20 protein-coding genes are annotated in these 21631 nt (G+C 42.1%); 9 read left to right on the top strand and 11 right to left on the bottom strand.

The genetic code is table 11. The annotated features are described in order from the left end of the window. Positions 1-57: 57 nt before the first annotated feature. A complete protein-coding gene (locus tag IPJ16_05480) occupies positions 58-1794 on the bottom strand; it encodes a prolipoprotein diacylglyceryl transferase (protein ID MBK7626642.1) in 1737 nt (578 codons plus the stop codon). Positions 1795-1849: 55 nt separating this feature from the next. Between IPJ16_05480 and IPJ16_05475 the strand changes: the two genes are divergently transcribed. The 3 genes from IPJ16_05475 to IPJ16_05465 are packed head-to-tail and all read left to right on the top strand — an operon-like array spanning position 1850 to position 6377. Beyond that, the gene (locus IPJ16_05475; protein ID MBK7626641.1) at positions 1850-3937 is read left to right on the top strand and encodes a DUF1080 domain-containing protein; all 2088 of its coding nucleotides are present in this window, start codon (positions 1850-1852) and stop codon (positions 3935-3937) included. A gap of 32 nt (positions 3938-3969) precedes the next feature. After that, the gene (locus IPJ16_05470) at positions 3970-4338 is read left to right on the top strand and encodes a hypothetical protein (protein ID MBK7626640.1); all 369 of its coding nucleotides are present in this window, start codon (positions 3970-3972) and stop codon (positions 4336-4338) included. Further along, a complete protein-coding gene (locus IPJ16_05465; GenBank protein ID MBK7626639.1) occupies positions 4335-6377 on the top strand; it encodes a TonB-dependent receptor in 2043 nt (680 codons plus the stop codon). The genes IPJ16_05470 and IPJ16_05465 overlap by 4 nt, the downstream gene beginning before the upstream one ends. A gap of 44 nt (positions 6378-6421) precedes the next feature. Here IPJ16_05465 and IPJ16_05460 read toward each other — a convergent pair whose 3' ends face one another. The 9 genes from IPJ16_05460 to IPJ16_05420 all read right to left on the bottom strand — a co-directional run bounded on the left by IPJ16_05460 (position 6422) and on the right by IPJ16_05420 (position 13515). Further along, positions 6422-6868: a GatB/YqeY domain-containing protein gene (locus IPJ16_05460; protein MBK7626638.1), complete on the bottom strand. Its 447-nt coding sequence runs from the start codon at positions 6866-6868 to the stop codon at positions 6422-6424. A 38-nt stretch (positions 6869-6906) separates the two neighbouring features. Beyond that, complete coding sequence (locus tag IPJ16_05455; GenBank protein MBK7626637.1) at positions 6907-7755, bottom strand: cation transporter; 849 nt, start codon at positions 7753-7755, stop codon at positions 6907-6909. Then, the gene (locus tag IPJ16_05450; protein ID MBK7626636.1) at positions 7752-8873 is read right to left on the bottom strand and encodes a DUF362 domain-containing protein; all 1122 of its coding nucleotides are present in this window, start codon (positions 8871-8873) and stop codon (positions 7752-7754) included. Before IPJ16_05450 ends, IPJ16_05455 begins: the two co-directional genes overlap by 4 nt. 12 nt (positions 8874-8885) lie before the next feature. Continuing rightward, complete coding sequence (pfkA, locus tag IPJ16_05445; GenBank protein ID MBK7626635.1) at positions 8886-9866, bottom strand: 6-phosphofructokinase; 981 nt, start codon at positions 9864-9866, stop codon at positions 8886-8888. A gap of 75 nt (positions 9867-9941) precedes the next feature. Next, on the bottom strand, positions 9942-10817 hold the full coding sequence (locus IPJ16_05440) for a 4-hydroxy-3-methylbut-2-enyl diphosphate reductase (protein MBK7626634.1): 876 nt from the start codon (positions 10815-10817) through the stop codon (positions 9942-9944). Continuing rightward, on the bottom strand, positions 10807-11502 hold the full coding sequence (locus tag IPJ16_05435; GenBank protein MBK7626633.1) for a (d)CMP kinase: 696 nt from the start codon (positions 11500-11502) through the stop codon (positions 10807-10809). Before IPJ16_05435 ends, IPJ16_05440 begins: the two co-directional genes overlap by 11 nt. Further along, positions 11499-12362 (bottom strand): type IX secretion system protein PorQ, encoded by an 864-nt coding sequence (gene porQ, locus IPJ16_05430; GenBank protein MBK7626632.1) that lies wholly within the window; start codon positions 12360-12362, stop codon positions 11499-11501. Before porQ ends, IPJ16_05435 begins: the two co-directional genes overlap by 4 nt. A gap of 7 nt (positions 12363-12369) precedes the next feature. Further along, positions 12370-12528 carry a hypothetical protein gene (locus tag IPJ16_05425; GenBank protein MBK7626631.1) on the bottom strand — a complete coding sequence of 53 codons (159 nt, stop codon included), beginning with the start codon at positions 12526-12528 and terminating at the stop codon, positions 12370-12372. A 63-nt stretch (positions 12529-12591) separates the two neighbouring features. Then, positions 12592-13515: a DMT family transporter gene (locus IPJ16_05420; GenBank protein ID MBK7626630.1), complete on the bottom strand. Its 924-nt coding sequence runs from the start codon at positions 13513-13515 to the stop codon at positions 12592-12594. A 569-nt stretch (positions 13516-14084) separates the two neighbouring features. Between IPJ16_05420 and IPJ16_05415 the strand changes: the two genes are divergently transcribed. The 6 genes from IPJ16_05415 (at position 14085) to IPJ16_05390 (ending at position 20907) form a co-directional block, all read left to right on the top strand. Further along, positions 14085-14834, top strand: coding sequence for an electron transfer flavoprotein subunit beta/FixA family protein (locus IPJ16_05415; protein MBK7626629.1), 750 nt, complete (start codon positions 14085-14087; stop codon positions 14832-14834). Positions 14835-14866: 32 nt separating this feature from the next. After that, positions 14867-15832, top strand: coding sequence for an electron transfer flavoprotein subunit alpha/FixB family protein (locus IPJ16_05410; protein ID MBK7626628.1), 966 nt, complete (start codon positions 14867-14869; stop codon positions 15830-15832). 1 nt (position 15833) lies between these two features. After that, positions 15834-17153 carry a (Fe-S)-binding protein gene (locus IPJ16_05405; GenBank protein ID MBK7626627.1) on the top strand — a complete coding sequence of 440 codons (1320 nt, stop codon included), beginning with the start codon at positions 15834-15836 and terminating at the stop codon, positions 17151-17153. A gap of 111 nt (positions 17154-17264) precedes the next feature. Then, positions 17265-18029, top strand: coding sequence for a (Fe-S)-binding protein (locus IPJ16_05400; protein MBK7626626.1), 765 nt, complete (start codon positions 17265-17267; stop codon positions 18027-18029). Between the two features lie 131 nt (positions 18030-18160). Next, a complete protein-coding gene (locus IPJ16_05395) occupies positions 18161-19939 on the top strand; it encodes an acyl-CoA dehydrogenase family protein (GenBank protein MBK7626625.1) in 1779 nt (592 codons plus the stop codon). A 158-nt stretch (positions 19940-20097) separates the two neighbouring features. Then, positions 20098-20907 (top strand): M48 family metallopeptidase, encoded by an 810-nt coding sequence (locus IPJ16_05390; protein ID MBK7626624.1) that lies wholly within the window; start codon positions 20098-20100, stop codon positions 20905-20907. A gap of 4 nt (positions 20908-20911) precedes the next feature. Here the strand turns inward: IPJ16_05390 and IPJ16_05385 are convergent, their stop codons facing one another. Beyond that, positions 20912-21583: a GPP34 family phosphoprotein gene (locus IPJ16_05385; protein ID MBK7626623.1), complete on the bottom strand. Its 672-nt coding sequence runs from the start codon at positions 21581-21583 to the stop codon at positions 20912-20914. Positions 21584-21631: the final 48 nt, after the last annotated feature.

Below are 21631 nucleotides of genomic sequence, written 5' to 3'. Positions count from 1 at the left end.
TTCTGATTCACAGTACGCTTAGATTTAAAACAGGTGTTAAAAAAACTTAAAATCCTTCTAAGTGCTTGTAAGCCGTGCAAACCTTCTGTTCGATGAAGGGAAATCTACACCTGACGCAAACATTACTATTATTCCCATTAAAACAGCAAGAAAAACCGATTTAATATTGAACTGAAAAGTTATGGTACTTGTATCGTTAATAGTGGTACAGAGTGCTCCCAGCATAATATTTATTATTGCGATCCATTGATATATCCTCATCCCGGCCAGATATGGAGTCTGAGCTTCACCTCTTAGCGATTCCTCAACAAAACGGCCGAGCCCGTTCAGCATAAGATAGATCCCACAAATAAAAACCGCAGGCATTCCTGCATTATATAACCATATAAGAACTGTACCCGATATCAGATTGCAGGTTATTGAATAGAGCTGCGTCGGATGAAGGGCGACACCATTTAAACCGGAGATCTTATTTACTCTCGAGAGGGGATGAGTGAACCGGATCCCAATCGAAGGATCGGATGGTTTACCATGGCAGCAGCCCTGTACCAGGCATCTGAGCCGCCCTGTCGCCTGAATCCATGGCGCAGCCATTGCAAATGACGCCACAAGTTTGAAAAAACTGATTTGAAAGATCAGTGATGCCAGCAGACATGCTGTAAGTCCTCCAATCAATCCTCCATAGTAGCCATACGGCCTCAGTAATTTTGGCGATCCTTCAATGAACTGCGCCCACAATCCGGCTCCGATAATAACAAAAATCATTACTGTGAATCCAATAACAGTATACTCCTGTCCTAAAAAGAAACCTGCAATCAGGGTTCCGGCCAGTCCGGCAGCTCCGCCGTAAAAGCCATGATTTATGATCCTTACAGGTCCGATTCTCCATTCTCGCCAGCTGTTTGCAAGCTTCTCGGTCTGGCGTTTGATCAGATCCCAGATCCAGCCATTCAGCCTTAGACCGGTTGCAAAGTATCCGGCTACCACAAAAGCCCAAACAAGATTAAATGCCTTCATCGCAACCGGAAATGCAAAACATATAAGTCCGGCTATAATTACAGCAGTCCACATGCTGGTTATAAATATCCTGAGAAATACTCTGGTCCTTATGATAACAGGTACTGCCAGAGCAAGAAATAGCTCTACAATGTAGAATGCATTTGATAACTGTCTGATGCTAAGATCCTCTCCAAAAGGTAGTTTTATAACGTCGATCTCACCCGATGCTACTGAAAATGTCCAGGCATTATAAACAATAAGCAATGGTACAAATACAACCAGATATGACGAGATCCTTTCCATAACCGAAGGTTGGTTAGTGTCTTTCACCGGAACCGACAGAAAGGTTTTGTATTCCTGATCTCCAAACACTTCTTTGGTACGCTCATTCTCAAATCCTTCCACCCAGGCTGCTGTCATCAGGGTGAAGAAGGGACTTACCAGCCATAATCCTGAGGATGACTGAAAGCTCACTGATAATCCGAAGCTTACAAGTACTGCACCGGCATAGATCGGATGCTTTGTGAAAGCATATACCCCTCTGGTAACTAGTCTTTCAGGTGGGAAAGCATTCATTGGAAGTCCTTTCCCCAGAAACCATAAATGCAGCATACCTGCAGCGATAAGTGCAATTCCTGTTGCCAATAAGAGATAGCCTGGCCAGGTCTCCTCCAAAACCGGTAGTTTTATTATATCGCCTGACTGTTCTGCCCACAGAACTAAAAGCGAAGGAATTACTGCCACAAAAAGAAATCCATACAGGACTTTACCTGTGAGAACCTTTATTTTTTCCATTGTACGTGAAGATAAGAAAAATTGATAAATTCGGGTAATTAAATTGTCAGGCAATATGAAAAGGATTCAGGCATTAACAGGGGTTCTACTAACTGTAATTTTCCTGTCGTTTTTTACTCAGAAATCTTTGGCACAGGATAAGAAGATTGTTTTCGGGAAAGAGGTTAGTTATGGAAAATATATCTCAGATACAGGAGCAAAGGATGTCCCTGTCAACTGGATAAATGTAAATACTGCGCCCGATACCTGGCATACCGAAAAAGATATTCTGATATGCTCCGGACAGCCCATTGGCGTGATGCGTTCTGAAAAAATGTATGAGAACTTTATCCTTCATGTTGAGTGGAAGCATCTCGAGGCAGGAGGTAACTCCGGGGTATTTGTATGGAGTAACGCTAACCCTCCGGAGGATACACGTTTGCCTGATGGTGTGGAAGTTCAGATGCTCGAACTCGACTGGGTGAACCAGAATGCACGCGATGGCGTGAAACCTCCTGTGGCATATGTTCATGGCGAACTTTTCGGTGTTGGCGGTGTGACAACAGTTCCTGACAATCCGCGTGGCACAAGAAGTAAATCAATTGAAAACAGGTGTAAAGGGAAAGGGGAATGGAATACATACGATGTTGTTTGTATCGATGGTGTTATAAGGCTTTCGGTCAATGGCAAATTTGTAAACGGAATAACAAAGGCTTCCCAGAGGAAGGGATACCTTTGCCTCGAATCGGAAGGCGCTCCGATACATTTCCGTAATATCAGAATTATTGAACTTGCGCCTTCATCAAAGCCATTTTTGAGCCTGCATCCCCAGAATCCTCACTATTTCATGTTCCGTGGCAAACCTGCGATATTGATTGGTTCCACAGAGCATTATGGTGCAGTTATGAACCTCGATTTCGATTATGTTACCTATTTTAAGGAACTTGAAGCATCCGGACTGAATGTTACACGTACTTTTTCGGGCGTTTATGTTGAACCTGCCGGTGCTTTTGGTATTAAAAAGAATACAATGGCTCCCGGACCAAACCGTTTTATCTGTCCATGGGCAAGAAGTAATGAACCGGGCTATGCAAACGGCGGCAATAAGTTCGACCTTTCGCGCTGGGATGAGAATTATTTCAAACGTCTGAAGGACTTTTTAACTGAGGCAGGAAAAAGAAATATTGTTGTTGAACTTGATCTCTTCTCAAATATCTACGATACAATACAATGGAAGTTATCACCGCTCTATTTCAAAAACAACACAAATGGTACCGGTAAGATCAGCGACTGGAAAGAAGTCCTCTCTCTGAGACACCCTGAACTTCTGGCTGTTCAGGAAAGAATGGTAAGGAAGATTGTTTCCGAGCTGAGGGATTTTGATAATCTCTACTATGAAGTCTGCAATGAACCATACTTTGGAGATACCCTGGCGCTGAGGGAGTGGGAGGATTATATGACCAGTATAGTTGCAGATGCTGAAAAAGACTTTGATCAGAAACACCTGATCTCAAATAATGTTGCCAACCATCACCGGCTGGTTTCAAAACCGCGTGAAGGTGTTTCAATATATAATTTTCATTATGTCCGTCCTCCGAAGACTGTTGCGGCAAACTACCACCTCAACAGTGTAATAGGCGATAATGAAACAGGTTTTGATGGAATTAAGGATGCTACATATCGAAGAGAGGCATGGGATTTCATAATGGCAGGAGGGGCAATATTTAACCATCTCGACTATTCGTTTACTACCGATAATGAGGATGGTTCATTCCTGGTTGAGAAAGGTCAGCCCGGAGGGGGCAGCAAGGCTCTCAGGAGTCAGCTTAAGATACTTGCAGAATTTATGAAATCAATCGATTATATCAATATGAAACCTGTTGATGAGTCACAACTCAGGCTCACAGGAGAAGGGAACAAAACCATCAGGGCTCTGGGCAAGGATGGTTTTATTGCTGCTTATGTTTGCAGGAAAGATACTGCTTCTGGTCCTATTGGTATTGAAATAAACCTTCGAAGCGGATCGTATAAAATAACCCTCGCAGAAACAACTGCTCCATCTGAAAATGTGGCACATATCAGGAACCATCCCGGTGGATGGCTGAAGATAGCTTCAGACGGATACTTTGAGGATCTGGCAATAAAGATTGAAAGAGAGAAATAAAATAATACTTTTACGGGGCAAAAAAACTCTTTATGTACCGTTTCTTCTTTCGCTTTGTTGTCACAACACTGACAATTCTGACAGCCAATCTTATTACCACCGCAATCAGCGATTATATGATCACCTATAAAAATCATGTAAAGCCGCTCACTTTTACACTTGCTGCAATGGCAATAATTGTGGTTGTTTTTTATCCTCTCTTTCTCAAGATGGAAGAGTGGCTCAGGAAGATTTCAGTAAAGCTCATTAAATCAGGCAATTCTGTAGCAGGAAGATACATTGGATTATTCCTTACATTCATTGCCGGATTGTTGATCCTGTCATATTTCTATGCCAGAATGTGGTACCACATCGATTTGCTACGAATCATTTTAACTGGTAAAGTCGGGGGTTATATATGATAAGGGTTGTAACATTTTTATTTTGTTTCAGTTTTTACAATGTGGTATACGGATCGGCAAACCAGCAGGATCAGGATACAATCCTTTCAAGAAATTTATCTGAGGTAGTCATCTCTGCAAACAGATTTGGTTCAATACGTCTGAATACCCCTGAAGCTGTAAGAGTAACAGGTACCAACACGGTAATCAGACAACAGCTAAGGTCTGCTCCTGAGGCACTTGTATCAGCATCAGGAGTTTTTGTGCAGAAAACAAACCACGGTGGAGGATCACCGTTTCTCAGAGGATTGACAGGCAATCAGACTCTCCTTCTTATAGATGGCATCAGGCTGAATAATTCAACATACCGCTATGGGCCAAATCAATACTTCAATACTATCGACCTGTTTTCTATTGAAAAGATTGAAGTGTTAAGGGGAAGCGGATCAGTGCAATACGGGTCCGACGCACTCGGAGGCGCTGTTAATGTTTTCACACATGATGTGCGTTTTTCCGGTAATCCGTCGTGGGGATCAACACTATATACCCGTTTAGCAGCAGCCGGAATGGAACAGAGTCTTAACGGATCGCTGAAATTCAGCAGCAGCAGGGTTGCAGTCAGGGGTGGTTTAACCTTGCGAAACTTTGGGGATCTTAAGGGTGGCGACACAACCGGAGTTCAGTCACCGACTGGTTACAGCGAAATAGATTATGATATAAAAGGTAAGTTACTCCTTTCGGAATCCACAGAACTAACTATGTTTTTGCAGAGTGTGCATCAGAGCAATGTACCAGTATTTCATAAGGTAGTACTCGAGAATTATGCTGTAAACAGGATGGATCCTCAAAACAGAAAACTGGGCTATGTAAAAGTCACCCATAAACCTGATGATGGTCTTATCAGATCGCTCTCATTTTCTGCATCTTGGCATGATACTGAAGAGGGCAGAGAAAGCCGGAAAAACAACTCTGACGTGCTTCGTTATGAGAATGATAAGGTAAGAACTCTTGGTTTTATAGCTGAGGCATTCACATCTGATGGCAATAACTGGAGTGCCAGCACAGGTGCTGAGATTTATAATGACCTGGTTGGAAGTACGCGTTACGAAAGGGATCTCACAAGCGGTATTATAACAGATAAGCGCGGGCTCTATCCTGATAATTCCAGAATGACTTCAATTGCAGCATTTTCATTACATACTATTGAATTTCAGAACTGGATTTTTTCAGGAGGTGCAAGATTCAATGCTTTTTTAATCAATGTTCATGATGAGGTACTCGGAGAAACAAGTCTAACACCTTCTGCACTTGTTGGTAACTTTGCAATAATGAGGAAACTAACAGGCAGATCCAGCCTCTTTGTCTCAGCAAATAGCGGTTTCAGGGCCCCTAATGTAGATGACCTTGGTACTCTTGGAATAGTGGATTTCAGGTATGAAACACCAAACTTTAATTTAACCCCGGAACACTCACTGCAATTCCAGACCGGATATAAATACCAGGGTAAAACCTTAAGAGGTGAGATTTTTATTTACCGCAATGAACTCCGTAACCTGATTGTCAGGAATATAGTTGCCGGCGATACTATTGATGGTTACCCGGTATACATAAAAGAAAATGTTGAACGGGCTTTTATCCGGGGAGTGGAAACTGCATGGGAACTGGATCTGGGTAAATCGTGGAATGCAGGTTTTAGTCTCACGTATACTTATGGACAGAATATTACAAAAAATGAACCTGTCCGCCGTATTCCGCCATTGTTTGGCAGGGTAAGTACGGAATACTCACTGAAAAACCTCAGGATAGGTGCAGAATGGCTGGCTGCAGCTAAACAGGAGAGGCTTGCGGCAGGTGACAAATCAGACAACAGGATACCTGCTGGGGGAACTCCGGCATGGAGTATTTTCAATCTGAATGCCGGATACGATATTGATCTTCTGAGTATTGGGTTTTCACTGCAGAATATTCTTAACGAAGACTACAGGTATCATGGTTCAGGAGTAAATGGCCAGGGCAGAACAGCTCTGATCTCTCTCATGATCAATCTGGGTAGCCTGTAAGAATACAGATCCAAATAGCCTTCTAGCCGCAATGCCGTAAAGCCTTACTGAAGCAACTGTTTCACAATAGCAGAAATCTCTTTTCCGTCGGCTTTCCCGGCGAGTTCTTTGGAGGCAACACCCATCACCTTACCCATTTCGGCTGGAGATTTTGCGCCAACCCGTTCTATTATTGCCTTAATTACTTTGTTCAGTTCCTCCTCGCTCATCTTCGCAGGCAGGTACTTCTCCAGAACATCAGCTTCAGTAACCTCTTTCTCATACAGATCTGGCCTGTTCTGTGTCTTATAGATCTCTGCCGACTCCCTCCTCTGCTTTACAAGCTTCTGGATGATCTTCAGCTCCTCGTCGCCTGAGAGAGTGTCGGTTCCTTTCTCTGCCCTGGCGAGTGTAAATGCGGTCTTGGCCGCTCTAATTGCTTCAAGGGCAACCTTATCCTTTGCTTTCATTGCAGTGATAAGATCAGCTGATATTTTTTCGGTAAGTGACATAGTGTATAGTTTTAAATTTACGGAATTCAGGGATGGCTTTAGCTTGGTTCCACGTGAATTGTCACAGTCAGATTATCATACTTCGATGTAAGTTCATTCTCTATCTTGTCACAGTAATCGTGAGCATGTCCTACTGATTCATCCTGCGGTATTTGAATATGCAGGTCCACAAACCGGTAGTTACCTGCAATTCTTGTTCTCAGATCATGATAGTTTACCTCAAGGTCGTTCAGAGTATGTTCCAGGGCAGAAATCTCATTATCTTCCCAGGCTGTATCGAGCAATGGGGTAAAAGCCTTTTTCATAAGATGATATGATTCCCTTATGATGAATAATGCAACAAGGATTGCAACAACAGGGTCAAACCAGTTTATTCCTGTGATCAATATCAGTCCCAATCCAACAGCTACTCCGAGAGAAGTGTATACGTCTGTTTTAAGATGAAGTGCATCCGCTTCAAGGGCTACTGAATTTGTTTCACGGGCTACCTTATATAATCTCCTGGCAACTATTGTATTGACTATAGCAGAAACTACCATAACAGCGGAACCGATAGCTATTGAATCCAGCTCAAAGGTCCCTTCGATGAGTTTTTTAACAGCTTCAAAGATGATCCACAATGCAGCAAGGAATATCAGGAGTGCCTCAATTACACCTGAAATGTTTTCAATCTTCCCGTGTCCGTAGGGATGTCTCGAATCAGGCGGATTATCAGATACACTTACTGAAAAGAATGCAATAAGAGCCGCAACCAGGTCCATTGATGAGTGAATGGCTTCAGAAATGATACTAACTGACCCGCTTAAAATGCCGGCAGCCAGCTTCATTATTATCAGCAGGGTATTAGACAGAATAGAGAGACGGGCAACACTTACTTTTGCATTCATAGGAGATTGATAAGTTCATATTTTCTGGTTCCCAATCCAATCTTTTCACCATGATCAAGTCCTGCTTCCCAGTGAGTTTCAGGATGTGCATTTTTGAATTTGTCTTCTCCCTGCTGATCATGTCCGGTATTATGTTCACAGATCCTGCTTCCCGGAAGAGCCGGAGCTGCTTTTACCATATCTGCACAGGCCTGATCGAGTGCCACAGGATCAAATGAAGCTGCAATACCAAGGTCCGGAACAAGGGGATAATCATTAAAACCCCAGCAGTCGCAGTCGGGAGAAACGTTCATTATAAAGTTAATATGAAATGAGGGTTTATCCTTCACTACTGCATAAGAATACTCAGCAATTCTTTTATTTACTATTTCCGAAGAACCCTGCCATACTACTCTTGCTGAATCGTACTGACATACTGCAACGCACTGTCCGCATCCCACACAGTTTTCATAATTGATCCGGGCAATTTTGTCTTTCCCAACCGCAATAGCATCGTGTGCACAATACTTCTCACACACCTTGCATCCGGTGCAGTTCTCCTCAAATATTTCAGGGGAGGCACCTGAGTGGAGAAAGAGTTTTCCGCCAACAGATGCACATCCCATCCCAAGGTTTTTGAGGGCACCGCCAAACCCCGTCATTTCATGTCCCTTAAAGTGGTTCATCGAGATAAGTACATCTGAATCGGCTATTGCACTTCCTATTTTAGCTGTTGCGCAGCATTCCATTTTCAGTTCAATCTCCCGGAATTCGGTACCTCTTATTCCGTCGCCGATAATCACAGGACAGTTTGTCGCCAGAGGATTATAGCCGTTTTCAAATGCTGCTTCCAGATGCTCGGGTGCATTTGACCTTCTGCCGTAATAGAGTGTATTACAGTCGGTAAGGAAAGGAATAGCCTCTTTCTTTCTCAGATACTTTACAATCCGGGCTGCATAATTCGGTCTGAGGTATGCAAGATTTCCCGGCTCTCCGAAATGGATTTTGATCGCAACAATTTTCCTGTTAAAGTCAATTGTATCTATCCCTGCTTTGACAATCAGGTTATCAAGTTTCTTTAAGAGATTCTGTGAGGGTTTTGCCCTCAGGTTTGTAAAATAGACTTTTGATGGCGGCATATTTAATATTTTCTAAGCTGATAGAATCCTTGCAAGTTCTACCAAGTTATGATTTACATCCTTATGAAGTTTTACAGCTTTACGGAATGATACCAGTACAATTTCACTGTTTGATAATCCGACCATAACACTTTGCTGTCCGTCGAGAAGTGCCTCAACTGCTGCATGCCCCAGACGGCTGGCATTAACCCTGTCGATAGCAGACGGAGAACCACCTCTCTGAAGGTGACCGAGAATTGATACCCTTATATCATATTCGGGGAAATCAGCTTTCACCTGCTCAGCTATTGCAAATGCGCCTCCTCCCTTATCTCCTTCGGCAACAATAATCAGGTTACTTGTTTTTTTCCTTACGTTTCCGGCTTCGATCATCTTTTTGATATCGCGTTCCTCACCAGATAGTTCCGGAATAATGATTGCTTCGGCTCCTGTAGCAATACCGCTGTAAAGAGCAATAAACCCTGCTTCAGCACCCATAACTTCAACAAAGAACATCCGGTTATGTGCACTGGCTGTGTCCCTTATTTTGTCTACTGCTTCTACAACAGTATTAAGAGCTGTATCATAACCTATAGTGTAGTCTGTTCCAAAAATATCATTATCGATTGTCCCGGGAATACCTACTATTGGAATCTCATGCTCCTCATTAAATAGTCTGGCCCCTGTAAATGAACCATCTCCCCCAATTACAACAACACCATCTATGCCTGCCTGCTTAAGGTTATTATAAGCTTTCTGCCGGCCTTCAGGATTCCTGAACTCTTCACATCTTGCGGTTTTAAGTATTGTACCGCCCTTTTGAATAATATCACTCACACTCGATGCTGTCATTGGAATGAAATCTGAATTGATCATTCCCTGATAGCCCTGTTTAATACCCATAACCTCCAATCCTTCATAGATTGCAGTTCTCACCACGCCGCGAATTGCAGCATTCATTCCCGGGGAATCACCTCCTGATGTCAGGACCCCGATTTTCTTAATTTTTCCCATATTTTATTAATAATTACAAGGCGCAAAGGTAATACTAATTATTTTGCCTTACAAATGACGGAAGCTCTCTGTTAATCAGATGTTTGAAATGATATCCCGTATGTTTTCTATAAGCCATTTGGGAGTTGAAGTCGCTCCGCAGATTCCCGCCGATTTTTTCCCTGTGAACCAGGAAAGATCTAACTCCTCCGGCGAAGAAACAAAATGGGAATCAGGATTGACCTCCTTACACACCGAAAACAGCATCTTCCCGTTTGAACTCTCTTTGCCGCTGACAAATATAATTGTATCGTGCGATGCTGCAAATGTCCTCAGATGAGGCTCTCTGTTTGATACCTGCCCGCAAATTGTTTTGTTGACAATCAGGTTTTTATCCGGATCAGCAACTCCTGCTTCAGTCATTTTAGCGAGGAGAGCCTCCTTAAATATGTCATATTCTTTTACTCCCATTGTTGTCTGAGAGAAGAGGTAAACAGGCCTTTTCACATCTATCCTTTCAATATCTGACGGTGAGGAAACCAGTATCCCTTCATTGTTTATCTGTCCGAGGAGTCCTACAACTTCTGCATGCCCTGCTTTTCCGAATATCACAACCTGCCCTTTGCTTTCCCTGATCTTCTGCCACGAATCCTTAATCCTCGACTGAAGCTTCTTTACAATCGGACAGGTAGCCTCAATGATAGTTATATTGTTATTCTCTGCTATCATATAAGTCTCAGGTGGTTCACCATGAGCTCTGATAAGTACTTTGCTGTCGCGCAGATTTCTGAACTGCTCATGGTTGATTGATACAAGTCCGAGAGTTGCCAGTCTTTCAACCTCTTTGTCGTTGTGCACAATAGGGCCAAGTGAAAAAACCTTCTCACCTTTCAGGAGAGCTTCCTCGGCTATTTCAACTGCATTCTGAACTCCGAAGCAGAATCCCGATTTGCTGTCGATCTCAACTACCATTCCTTTTGCTGTCGATTATCTTTTTTATCCATACCATCTGCTCTTCAACAGTCATTCTGCTGTTATCAAGAACGATAGCATCGTCTGCTCTCCTGAGAGGACTTATATCGCGGTTCTCATCGGCAATATCGCGTGCAACAATATTCCTTTTGATCTCTTCAAAATCAACTGTCACACCTGCAGCTTTAAGTTCATCAAACCTTCGTTTAGCCCTTATATCAACCGAAGCCGTCATGAAGATCTTGATATCAGCATCAGGAAACACAACAGTACCGATATCTCTTCCATCCATAACAATCCCCTTTGCGATCCCAATCTCTCTCTGCAGCTCAACAAGTCTGGCCCTTACCTCATAGATCTGACTGATGCGGCTTACATGGGCTGAGACATCCATGCTTCTTATCTCTTTTTCAACATTCTCAGAGTTAAGAAAGGTTTCATATCCTTCTATATCCGGATTATATATAAAATCTATGTAAATATTTTTTACTTCAGCCACTATTGCCGGTACATTTACCTCATTGGAATTGATGTAGTTATGACGCATGCTATAGAGGGTTACTGCCCTGTACATTGCTCCGCTGTCGATAAAAATGTAGTTCAGTTCCTTCGCCACCGATTTGGCAAAAGTGCTCTTCCCGCACGATGAATAACCGTCTATTGCTATTATAAGCCTTTTGTTCATCTTTTTCTATAGATTTTATCTGGTCGTAAAATTAGTGAAAGGTGAGTGGATGAACCTGCAAGGTGATAGGTAGCCCTTCCAAATTCAATATCCATCCACGAGGTGTTGATTCCAAATCCCCACGACAATCCAACAGTTGAAACTTTTGAGTCAACCTGCAATTCTCTCCTTCTCTGATAGTTGTAACCTGCACTGAAATAAAAGTTTTTATGAGGTATCAGTTCAACTCCAACAACTGCATGCCTCATTATGTTCTCTGCTATCTCTGATGATTTTGATTTTTCAGTAACTGTTGCCCCGGGTTCTGTATAATCATGTGTAAGATCATATTTCTCCAGGTGCTTAAGTGTCAGTGAGAACCGGAACGGAGCATGGGCCAGTCTTTGTGAGATCCCTGCCTGAACCTCAAAAGGCAATTTCTGACGCTCCTCGCCGGCATATGATGTCAGCTGCAAACCGGCATTCCTTATTACCATCCCTGCTGAGAAAAGATTACTTGTGTTATGCCAGGAGGCTCCGATATCAAATGCAAATCCAAATGAAGTATAATTTTCAAGATGTGATAGTACAGGTTTAAAATTCACTCCAATTGTAAAAAGTGAATCAATATGCCTCGAGTACATCAGGGAGAAGGCATATTCGGCAGCACTGAAGTCACCGGTAATCACTCCCGACGCATCTGTTTCGGTAAAGGAACCATAGTTAAGGTAGGTCATGCCGGCAGCAAAGTTTCCCACTCCCGGGTATGTATGTGAGTACATTGCCAGACCGAAATTTATCCCGGCAAAATAATTTACATAGTTTAGTGCAAGTGCATTATTCATCTTTGAATTCAGGAGGGCCGGATTATGATAAGCCATATTGAGATTATTCCCTTCTAAGCGAAACATTTGTTCCGCCAAGGGATGATACCAGTCCTGAATGTGTCAGATTGAGAAACTCATAGACATTATCGCCGCCTGTCTGTGAGTAGAGAGGAGAGATAATGAGACTTAAAAATATCAGATTAAGTACTTTCTTTCTCATTTGTTTCAATACACAGCAAATATAGTATGATTTACCTTAACGTGCGATGACTCTTTAATAGTATTAAGCTGTTTTTCCGGTGAGAATCAGGGCCTCGTCAATACTCTTTTTCCTGCCATTCATCTGTGAAAGGAATAGTCCGGTTATAACAATCGCCATCCCTATAATATTCTGAACAGTAAGATTTTCTCCCAGAATAATGAATGAGAACAGTGCTGTGAAAAGTGGTATGCAGTTTGAAAAAACATTGGCTTTTGTGACACCCATATTCTTAACTGAGTAGGCAAAAAGAATGAAAGCGCCGCATGATGCAAAAAGTGCCAGTTCAATTATAGGTCTGAACATTTCAAATGTGAACGGGGTAGTTGTGAAATGTTTAAAGTCGAGAATCAGGAACAAAGGAAGGAAAAGGACAGCCCCGATAATGTTCTGTACATTAACTATATATACAGGAGTATAATAACCAACAAGGCGGCTCAGTGTAAGGTTATACCCTACCGCAGAGATTACTGCAAGAAGGAGCAATCCAAGACCTTTTATATTAAATGAAATGCTGCCGTCGCGGTTAAGAATAAAAACAAGTACTCCTACGAATGAGAGAATAATCCCGGCGTAATTGATTGCCTTCAGCCTCTCTTTAAAGATTAGCCAGGCTCCGATAGTTGCGAAGACTGGTATTGTGGAAATCAGTACAGAGCAGACTGTTGCTGAAACATAAGTGAGTCCGAAACTCTCCCCGAGGAAATAAAAGAAGGGTTCAAACAGTGCCAGCATCAGAAAGAGCTTCCTGTCCTGCTTCCTGATCTTCATAAAGTTTTTTGTGACAATCAGAAAGGTAGTGAGCAGAACTACTGAAAAAACAAGTCTTATAAACACAATTGTGATAGGGTGGAAGGTCTTATTCGCCTCTTTAAACCATATGAATGAAAATGACCAGAAGATCATCGACAGTACAACAGCGCTATATACTTTGAAATTTTTACTCAATTTTTACCTTTCCAAAAGTTGATAATTTATCGAAGTGCGAATTTATATCTAAATAAATTATTGACAGTTATAAAACGAAATATTTTACCTTCTTCAAAACCGGAGTTCCTGCTGAATTCAGGAGATCCTTCGCTATCGCTCAGGATGACAGTCCTTTATGGGGTTTAAAAGGGAAAAGAAATGGCGATTCGCAAGATAAATTCGAAAGGTCTGGTATTTTCAGCGAATCGCCATTTCTTTTCCCCCCGTTCCACCTAAAGCTCTGTCATTCCGAGCGTCAGCGAGGAATCTCATAGATTTTGCAGGGATTCAATTACCACATGTGATTAAAAACCTTTTAACGAGTGTTTCGACCATAGCAAATTCAAATTGTTTCTATTTTTATTATTGTCCTCTATTTAAGGTACATATAATCATATTTGCTTTCGAACATCCTTAAAACATGATATTTTTAAGATTTGATTGTGAATCATAAATTATTATATTTGCCGCCTCATAGGTTCAAATTTGCTATGATTAAATCTGTTAATCCTTTTAGGATAAGTTAAATAACTAATATCAACGATTAGATGAAAATTCTGGTTTGTATCAGTAACGTTCCCGACACAACGACAAAGATCAAATTTGCCGAAGGAAATGCCGCAATCGACACTACCGGTATTCAGTGGGTAATCAACCCATGGGACGAATTGTCTCTTACCCGTGCACTCGAACTAAAAGATGACGCTGCAAGTGGCGTAAAATCTGTCACTGTTGTACATGTTGGTCCTGCTTCTTCAGAACCCACCATCCGTAAAGCTCTTGCTATCGGAGCCGACGATGCGATAAGGGTAAACGGCGAATCAGCTGATGCATGGTATGTCGCTTCCCAGATAGCTGAGGTGGTTAAAAAGGAACAGTTCGATATTATAATGTGCGGTATTGAGTCGAGCGACTATAATGGTTCTGTGGTGGGAGGTATGGTCTCGGAATTCCTGGGAATCCCTTCTGTATCTGCTGTTTCAGGAATTAAAATAGAAAACGGACAACCTGTACTTACCCGCGAGATCGACGGCGGAAAAGAAGTTGTAACTGTACCCGCCCCATTCGTTGCGGTTGTTCAGAAAGGTATCGCCAAAGAACCGAGGATTGCAGCAATGCGCGGAATTATGATGGCCCGTACAAAACCTGTGAAACTGATTGAACCTCTGGCAACTGAGCCTCTTACCCAGGTGGTGGTATTTGAAAAACCCGCCCCGAGAGCTGCCTGTAAGTATATCGATGCTGACAATGCAGCACAACTGATTGAGCTTCTTCAGAATGAGGCTAAAGTTATTTAATCATAAGTTTTAAAACAGAAATTCACTACGATATGTCAGTACTAGTATATACCGAGAATTGGGACGGAAAATTTAAGAAACTATCCTTCGAACTCGTTTCATATGCAGCCGGAATTGCAAAAATGATGGGTTCAGCTGTTACAGCAGTCTCTATAGGAAAGGTTGATGAAACCGAACTTAAGAAACTTGGAAATTATGGCGCAGCCAAAATCATCAGTGTTACCAGCGATCAGCTGGCTTCGCTCGATAACCAGGCTTATACAAGTGTAATCTCCGATATTGCCTCAAAGGAAAATTCCTCAGTAATAGTTATATCAAACAATAACACAGGAAAAGCAATTGCTCCCCGTTTGGCCGTAAGACTTAAAGCAGGTGTGGGTTCAGGTGTAAGCAAGCTGCCTCTGAATCTTAATCCTTTTACTGTATATAAAAGAACTTACTCTGGAAATGCTTACGCTCACCTTGTAATCAAATCTCCTGTTAAAATATTAACACTGGCCCAGAACTCCTTCGATCTGGTTGAGACAGCCAATAACGCCACTGTAGAGAATGTAAATATCGCAATTGACGGTTCGCTTCTTAAAACAGTTGTGAAGGATGTTCAGAAACAGACAGGCAAGATCTTATTGACCGATGCCGACGTAGTTGTATCCGGCGGAAGAGGTATGAAATCGCCCGATAACTGGTCATCACTTGTTGAACTTGCTTCACTTCTTGGAGCTGCAACTGCATGCTCCCGTCCTGTATCAGACGAAGGCTGGAGACCTCATGATGAGCATACTGGTCAGACAGGCAAGATCATTGCACCAAACCTCTATATCGCTCTTGGAATCTCAGGTGCCACACAGCATCTTGCAGGTATAAGCTCTTCCAAATATATTGTCGCAATAAATACAGATAAGGATGCTCCGATATTTGAAGCAGCCCAGTATGGTATTGTCGGCGACGCTATGAAGGTTCTTCCAAAACTTGTTGAAGCTGTAAAAGCTAAAAAATAATATGACTAAGCAGATAATTTTTGCCATTGCACTTCTGATTACCCTGGGAGTTTTTGCTTTTACGGTAAGAAGAATCATAAGCTATTTCAGATTCACCAGACCGGCATTTCCTGTTAAGGATCTTTGGAAAAGATTCGGGGTTATGATGAATGTGGCCTTCGGACAGACAAAGATCTTCCGTATGCCTGTACTTGGATTCATTCATGCACTAGTATTCTGGGGTTTCTGTCTGATAATATTCGGAAGCATCGAAATGGTGATAGATGGCCTTACAGGTACTGAGAGAGTTCTTAAATTCCTCGGACCTGTATATGATTTTCTGATGGCTTCAGGCGATTTATTTGCTTTACTTATTGCAGTCTCAATCTTAATTTTCCTTTCACGCCGTCTCTTCTTTCATATCAGAAGATTTGAAGGAATTGAAATGAAAAAACGGTCGCACCGCGACGCAAATATCTCTCTTTCGCTAATCCTGCTGCTGATGATCTCCCTCCTCACAATGAACCTGGGCTATCTTGGTCATCAGAATGTAACAGGTGAACCTGTCGAAGGCATCTATCCTGTTGCAGGAATCCTGCTCAGCGTGGTGCCTACACTTTCCGAACATGCTTTTAAATTATTATATGAAGCCTCATGGTGGTCACATATTTTGCTGATATTCATATTTGCAAACTACCTGCCTTACTCCAAGCATTTCCATGTCTTCATGTCGGTGCCAAACGTATTTCTTTCCCGTTTGGAACCGCTCGGTAAACTCCCTAACATGGACAGCATTACAAGAGAGGTGAAGCTTATGCTCGATCCCAATACAGCCTTTGCAGCAGCTCCTGCTGATATGCCTGTTGAGCGTTTCGGTGTTAAGGATGCAGAGGACGCTTCGTGGAAAAACTATTTCGATTCTCTGGCCTGCACAGAATGCGGTCGGTGTACTTCTGTCTGTCCTGCCAATCTTACCGGCAAGAAACTATCTCCGCGGAAGATTATGATGGATCTCAGAGCCAGGATGAAGGAAAAAGGACCACTTATGGTTAAGAACGGAAGGGATTTTAATGATAACCGGTCTCTTCTGAGAGATTTCATATCGGAGGAAGAACTCTGGGCATGCACTACATGCAACGCCTGTGCAAAAGAGTGTCCTATAAACATCAATCATCCTACTCTCATTGTTGATATGAGAAGGTACCTCGTAATGGAAGAAGCCTCTGCACCCGGTGAACTCAAAGCTGTTTTTAATAATATTGAGAATAACGGAGCTCCCTGGCAGTACTCCGCTGAGGATAGGTTGAACTGGACTAAGGATTTAGAAATAAATGTTATTTAATCTCTGTGTAACTCTTTGTCAGCCTGAACTAGTCGAAGGCCTCTGTGTAACTCTGTGTAACTAAAGGAAACTAGATTAAAAATGGAAACCCGGAAAATAGAAGTACCTGTAATGTCTGATCTCTTTGCCAAAGGGGTTAAACCCGAATACCTGTTCTGGGTAGGTTGTGCAGGTGCTTTCGACGACAGATATAAAAAGGTTGTCAGGGCTTTTGCAAAGATCCTTGCACATCTGAATGTCAGTTATGCAGTACTAGGTAAGGAAGAGACATGTACCGGCGATCCTGCAAGAAGGGCCGGAAATGAAATGCTCTACCAGATGCAGGCTCTTCAGGTTATTGAGACCTTTAAGATGTATGAAGTAAAGAAGATCATCACAATATGCCCTCATTGCTTTAATATTTTCAAAAACGAATACCCCGATCTTGGCGGTAGCTATGAAGTTATAAACTACCTTCAGTTCATTAACAGGAATATTGAAGAGGGTAAACTGAAGATCGATACAACTTCTCTTAAGAACATCAGGATAACCTACCACGATCCCTGTTACCTGGGAAGAGCAAACGATATCTACGATGAGCCGCGTGCGATACTTAATAAGCTTACCGGCAGTGTGGTTGAGATGCACCGCAATAAAAGCTTTGCTCTCTGCTGCGGCGCAGGTGGTGCTCAGATGTTCAAAGAGGCTGAGAAGGGTGATAAGGAGATCTTCATTGAAAGAACGGAAGATGCCCTTAAAACCGATCCTAAAGTAATTGCCACTGCCTGTCCGTTCTGCATGACAATGCTTACCGACGGACTGAAATATAAAAACAGGGAAGAAGAAATTAAGAATTTAGATATTGCAGAATTAGTTGCACAATCACTTGAATTATGAAAATCAATTTTTTGCCCCGGCCCTAAAGGGTGAAATTGATTTTCTTCGCTCCCTTTAGGGTCAGGGGCGAACGAAGAAAATCAGATGCAGGGCCCGACAACAGAAGATAATTAATAATAAAGATAAATCCCATGGAGACAAGTAAACTATTGAAAAGCGGTGAATTTCTTGTAAGCGAAGTCAATTCAAAAGATGTATTTATTCCTGAGGAATTCAATGAGGAACAGAGAATGATAGCTCAGACCTGCAGCGATTTTCTCGAAGCTGAAGTATATCCAAACCTCGAAAAGGTTGAGAAAAGCGACCGTGAACTCATGAAGAGCATGCTTAAAAAGTCAGGCGAACTTGGATTAATGGGGATCTCAATACCTGAAGAGTTTGGCGGTTTCGGACAGTCATTTGTAACACAGATGCTTGTGGCTGAAACAACAGGTGCCGGATATTCATTTTCTGTTGCTTACATGGCTCATTGCGGTATTGGTACTCTACCTATTATGTATTATGGTAACAAAGATCAGCGGGAGCGGTATGTTACCAAACTTGCCACAGGCGAGTTTATCGGAGCTTACTGTCTTACAGAACCCGGAGCCGGCAGTGATGCCAACTCAGGAAAAACAAACGCTAAACTGAGCGAAGATGGCAAACATTATATACTGAACGGACAGAAAATGTGGATCACAAATGCCGGATTTGCCGACACTCTTGTTGTATTCGCAAAAATTGATACCGACAGGGTACTTAGTGCATTTATTGTTGAAAGCAAATATCCCGGTGTTGTAATTGGTCCGGATGAACATAAAATGGGTATCAAGGGATCATCAACTGCCCAGATATATTTCAACGACGTAAAGGTACCTGTTGAGAATCTTCTCGGAAAAAGGGGAGAAGGATTCAGGATAGCACTCAGCATCCTTCATATGGGCCGTTTGAAACTTGGTGCCAACGTAATTGGTGCTGCTAAAAAGGCAATCAACGATTCTGTAAAATATGCAAATGAAAGAAAACAGTTCGGTGTCCTTATCTCAACATTCGGAGCTCTCAAACATAAAATGGCAGAACAGGTAATCCGTCTTTTTGCTTCGGAATCAGCTGTGTACAGGGTAAGTAACGATATCGATATCCTCATGAAGAAACTTACTGTCGATTGCGGCGATTATGGCAGGGCATCTATCGAAGCTATCAGTCACTACGCAGTTGAGGCAGCGATTCTCAAAGTGGTAGGTTCTGAAATGCTCGATTTTGTTGCCGATGAGGCAGTGCAGATTCACGGCGGAATGGGTTATTCTGCTGAGATGGCAGTTGAAAGAGGCTACCGCGATTCAAGGATAAACAGGATATTTGAGGGTACAAATGAGATAAACAGATTGCTTGTTGTCGACACTGCAATGAAGCGTGCCATGAAGGGTGAGTTCGATCTATATGGTGAGGCAGAGAAGCTTTATTCCGGATTAAACTCGATCACCGACGGCAAGACGGCAGGAGAGACCTACTACCAGGAGAAAACAAGGTATATTAAGAACTTTAAGAAAGCAATCCTGATCTGTATTCACGGAGCATCAAAACGTTTTGAGAAAGGTCTGATCAACGAACAGGAGGTTCTCAATAATATTGCCGAGATGATGATGGAAACTTACATCTCAGAATCGCTGGCTTTAAGAGTTGAAAAGATTGAATCAATTAAGGGAAATGCTGATCTTTATAAAGATATGCTCGACGTAAATCTGTTCGATACAGCTTCAATTGTTCGAAAATCAGCACTGGAAGCAATCAGTACATTCTGCACTCAGGATTCATGCAGCTCTCTGCTCAAGGCAGTTGAGACTCTCACAAAAACAGATTGTGTGAATGTTAAAGATGCGAGAAGAAGAATTGCTGATAAACTAATTGAAGATAACGTTTATAAATTCTGATAATCGTAAGACCTTCAGGACACTCCTTTGTGACCCTGAAATAAAAATATTTAGAATCATAGGGTCATGCGATGGCATGACCCTATTGTTTTTAAACAAAGTAGCCTTAAATAGCGTTAAATATTTTAAATACCTTTGCATTAACAAAACAAACTCATATGAAAAAACTATCAATATCAATTCTTACGTTAGTCTTAACTGCACTTATTTATCAGGCCTGTACTGTCGTTCCTCTTACAGGAAGAAAGCAGCTTAATCTCCTGCCTGAATCTGAAATGATATCGATGTCACTAACCAGTTACAACGATTTTATGAAAGAAAATCCGCCATCAGCTGACAGGAAGAATGCAGATATAGTTAAAGAGGTCGGAACAAATATTGCTGCTGCTGTTACTAAATACTTTACTGACAATAACCTGGCCGACAGGCTTAATGGATATCAGTGGGAATTCAACCTTGTTAAAGACGATGCAACACCAAATGCATGGTGTATGCCAGGCGGAAAGGTTGTTGTATACAGCGGAATACTTCCATATACTGTAGATAAGAATGGCCTGGCAGTAGTTATCAGTCATGAAATAGCTCATGCAGTTGCACGTCATGGAAATGAAAGAATGAGCCAGCAAATGGTTGCACAGTTCGGAAGTGTTGCAATGAATGAGGTGATAAAGGAGAAACCCGAACAGACCAGGACTATCTTCAACGGAGTATATGGACTTGGAGCTCAATATGGTCTTATGCTTCCTTATTCCCGCGATCATGAGCTGGAGGCCGACAAACTGGGACTAATTTTCATGGCAATGGCTGGTTACGACCCTCAGTCTGCAGTCGCTTTCTGGGAAAGAATGGCGTCGATAGGTGGACAGAAACCGCCCGAATTCATGAGCACCCATCCTGCCGACGGAACACGTATAAATAAAATAAAAGCTGCATTGCCTGAAGCTCAGAAGTACTATAACAGGCAGTAAAAAATTAATGTCCGCCCCTTGTTGCAATTATTGCCGCAGCTATTGATGCTGCAATAGCGGCATTTACTTCCTTAACTGTCTGGCTTATCTCAGAAGTTATCTGATCATCTTTTATAATATCTGCGCATTTCCGGCGAATCATTCTGGTTTCACCTCTCTCTCTTGATAATACTTTATGAGCTCCGGCTGCATGCAAAATTGAGATAAGCATTAACTCTTTCCTGGCGGGTTTTTTACCATAAAGTAATATTCCTCTAAGCAGTTCAATAATTTCATTCCTGATACTGTTGTTTGTAAACCAGTACTTTTTATAGGGGATCAGTCCAAGGAATTTTTTTTGTTCAATACGTATAACTCTATCCTTCTCAAGTGATTTTGTCATTTCAACAAGGATGAACCTGTGTTTAAATGTCAGACGACTGATCCAGTAAGAGATCTTTCTGTTTCTTGACGACTTCGTAAACTTGTCTGCAAACATATTATGTATAGCATCGTCATATATCCGCAGTGACGGGATTACTCTCTTTTCCTCAATCCTTAATTCATCACCATCTATATAGTCGAGAAGTATTGCACCTGTAAGTGAATATCTGAAATGTGTGCTGTCAATCATTATCCGTCCTTTTTCCGGGTTCAGGGCCAGGATCAGAAACTGCTTTGCAACTGAATAATCCATTGATGGGTATTTTAGGTACTGTAAATTTAATCAAAAAAACATATATCA

It is taken from the genome of Bacteroidales bacterium (genome assembly GCA_016709865.1).
GTDB lineage: Bacteria > Bacteroidota > Bacteroidia > Bacteroidales > VadinHA17 > LD21.
The sequence above is the reverse complement of the archived record's forward strand: the minus strand, read 5'-3'. Positions and strand labels throughout refer to the sequence as shown.

What these genes read in the sequence shown, in the direction of transcription:
- IPJ16_05480 (MBK7626642.1), bottom strand. Translation starts at nt 1,794, where the DNA reads ATGGAAAAAATAAAGGTTCTCACAGGTAAAGTCCTGTATGGATTTCTT.
- IPJ16_05475 (MBK7626641.1), top strand. Translation starts at nt 1,850, where the DNA reads ATGAAAAGGATTCAGGCATTAACAGGGGTTCTACTAACTGTAATTTTC.
- IPJ16_05470 (MBK7626640.1), top strand. Translation starts at nt 3,970, where the DNA reads ATGTACCGTTTCTTCTTTCGCTTTGTTGTCACAACACTGACAATTCTG.
- IPJ16_05465 (MBK7626639.1), top strand. Translation starts at nt 4,335, where the DNA reads ATGATAAGGGTTGTAACATTTTTATTTTGTTTCAGTTTTTACAATGTG.
- IPJ16_05460 (MBK7626638.1), bottom strand. Translation starts at nt 6,868, where the DNA reads ATGTCACTTACCGAAAAAATATCAGCTGATCTTATCACTGCAATGAAA.
- IPJ16_05455 (MBK7626637.1), bottom strand. Translation starts at nt 7,755, where the DNA reads ATGAATGCAAAAGTAAGTGTTGCCCGTCTCTCTATTCTGTCTAATACC.
- IPJ16_05450 (MBK7626636.1), bottom strand. Translation starts at nt 8,873, where the DNA reads ATGCCGCCATCAAAAGTCTATTTTACAAACCTGAGGGCAAAACCCTCA.
- pfkA (MBK7626635.1), bottom strand. Translation starts at nt 9,866, where the DNA reads ATGGGAAAAATTAAGAAAATCGGGGTCCTGACATCAGGAGGTGATTCC.
- IPJ16_05440 (MBK7626634.1), bottom strand. Translation starts at nt 10,817, where the DNA reads ATGGTAGTTGAGATCGACAGCAAATCGGGATTCTGCTTCGGAGTTCAG.
- IPJ16_05435 (MBK7626633.1), bottom strand. Translation starts at nt 11,502, where the DNA reads ATGAACAAAAGGCTTATAATAGCAATAGACGGTTATTCATCGTGCGGG.
- porQ (MBK7626632.1), bottom strand. Translation starts at nt 12,362, where the DNA reads ATGGCTTATCATAATCCGGCCCTCCTGAATTCAAAGATGAATAATGCA.
- IPJ16_05425 (MBK7626631.1), bottom strand. Translation starts at nt 12,528, where the DNA reads ATGAGAAAGAAAGTACTTAATCTGATATTTTTAAGTCTCATTATCTCT.
- IPJ16_05415 (MBK7626629.1), top strand. Translation starts at nt 14,085, where the DNA reads ATGAAAATTCTGGTTTGTATCAGTAACGTTCCCGACACAACGACAAAG.
- IPJ16_05410 (MBK7626628.1), top strand. Translation starts at nt 14,867, where the DNA reads ATGTCAGTACTAGTATATACCGAGAATTGGGACGGAAAATTTAAGAAA.
- IPJ16_05405 (MBK7626627.1), top strand. Translation starts at nt 15,834, where the DNA reads ATGACTAAGCAGATAATTTTTGCCATTGCACTTCTGATTACCCTGGGA.
- IPJ16_05400 (MBK7626626.1), top strand. Translation starts at nt 17,265, where the DNA reads ATGTCTGATCTCTTTGCCAAAGGGGTTAAACCCGAATACCTGTTCTGG.
- IPJ16_05395 (MBK7626625.1), top strand. Translation starts at nt 18,161, where the DNA reads ATGGAGACAAGTAAACTATTGAAAAGCGGTGAATTTCTTGTAAGCGAA.
- IPJ16_05390 (MBK7626624.1), top strand. Translation starts at nt 20,098, where the DNA reads ATGAAAAAACTATCAATATCAATTCTTACGTTAGTCTTAACTGCACTT.
- IPJ16_05385 (MBK7626623.1), bottom strand. Translation starts at nt 21,583, where the DNA reads ATGGATTATTCAGTTGCAAAGCAGTTTCTGATCCTGGCCCTGAACCCG.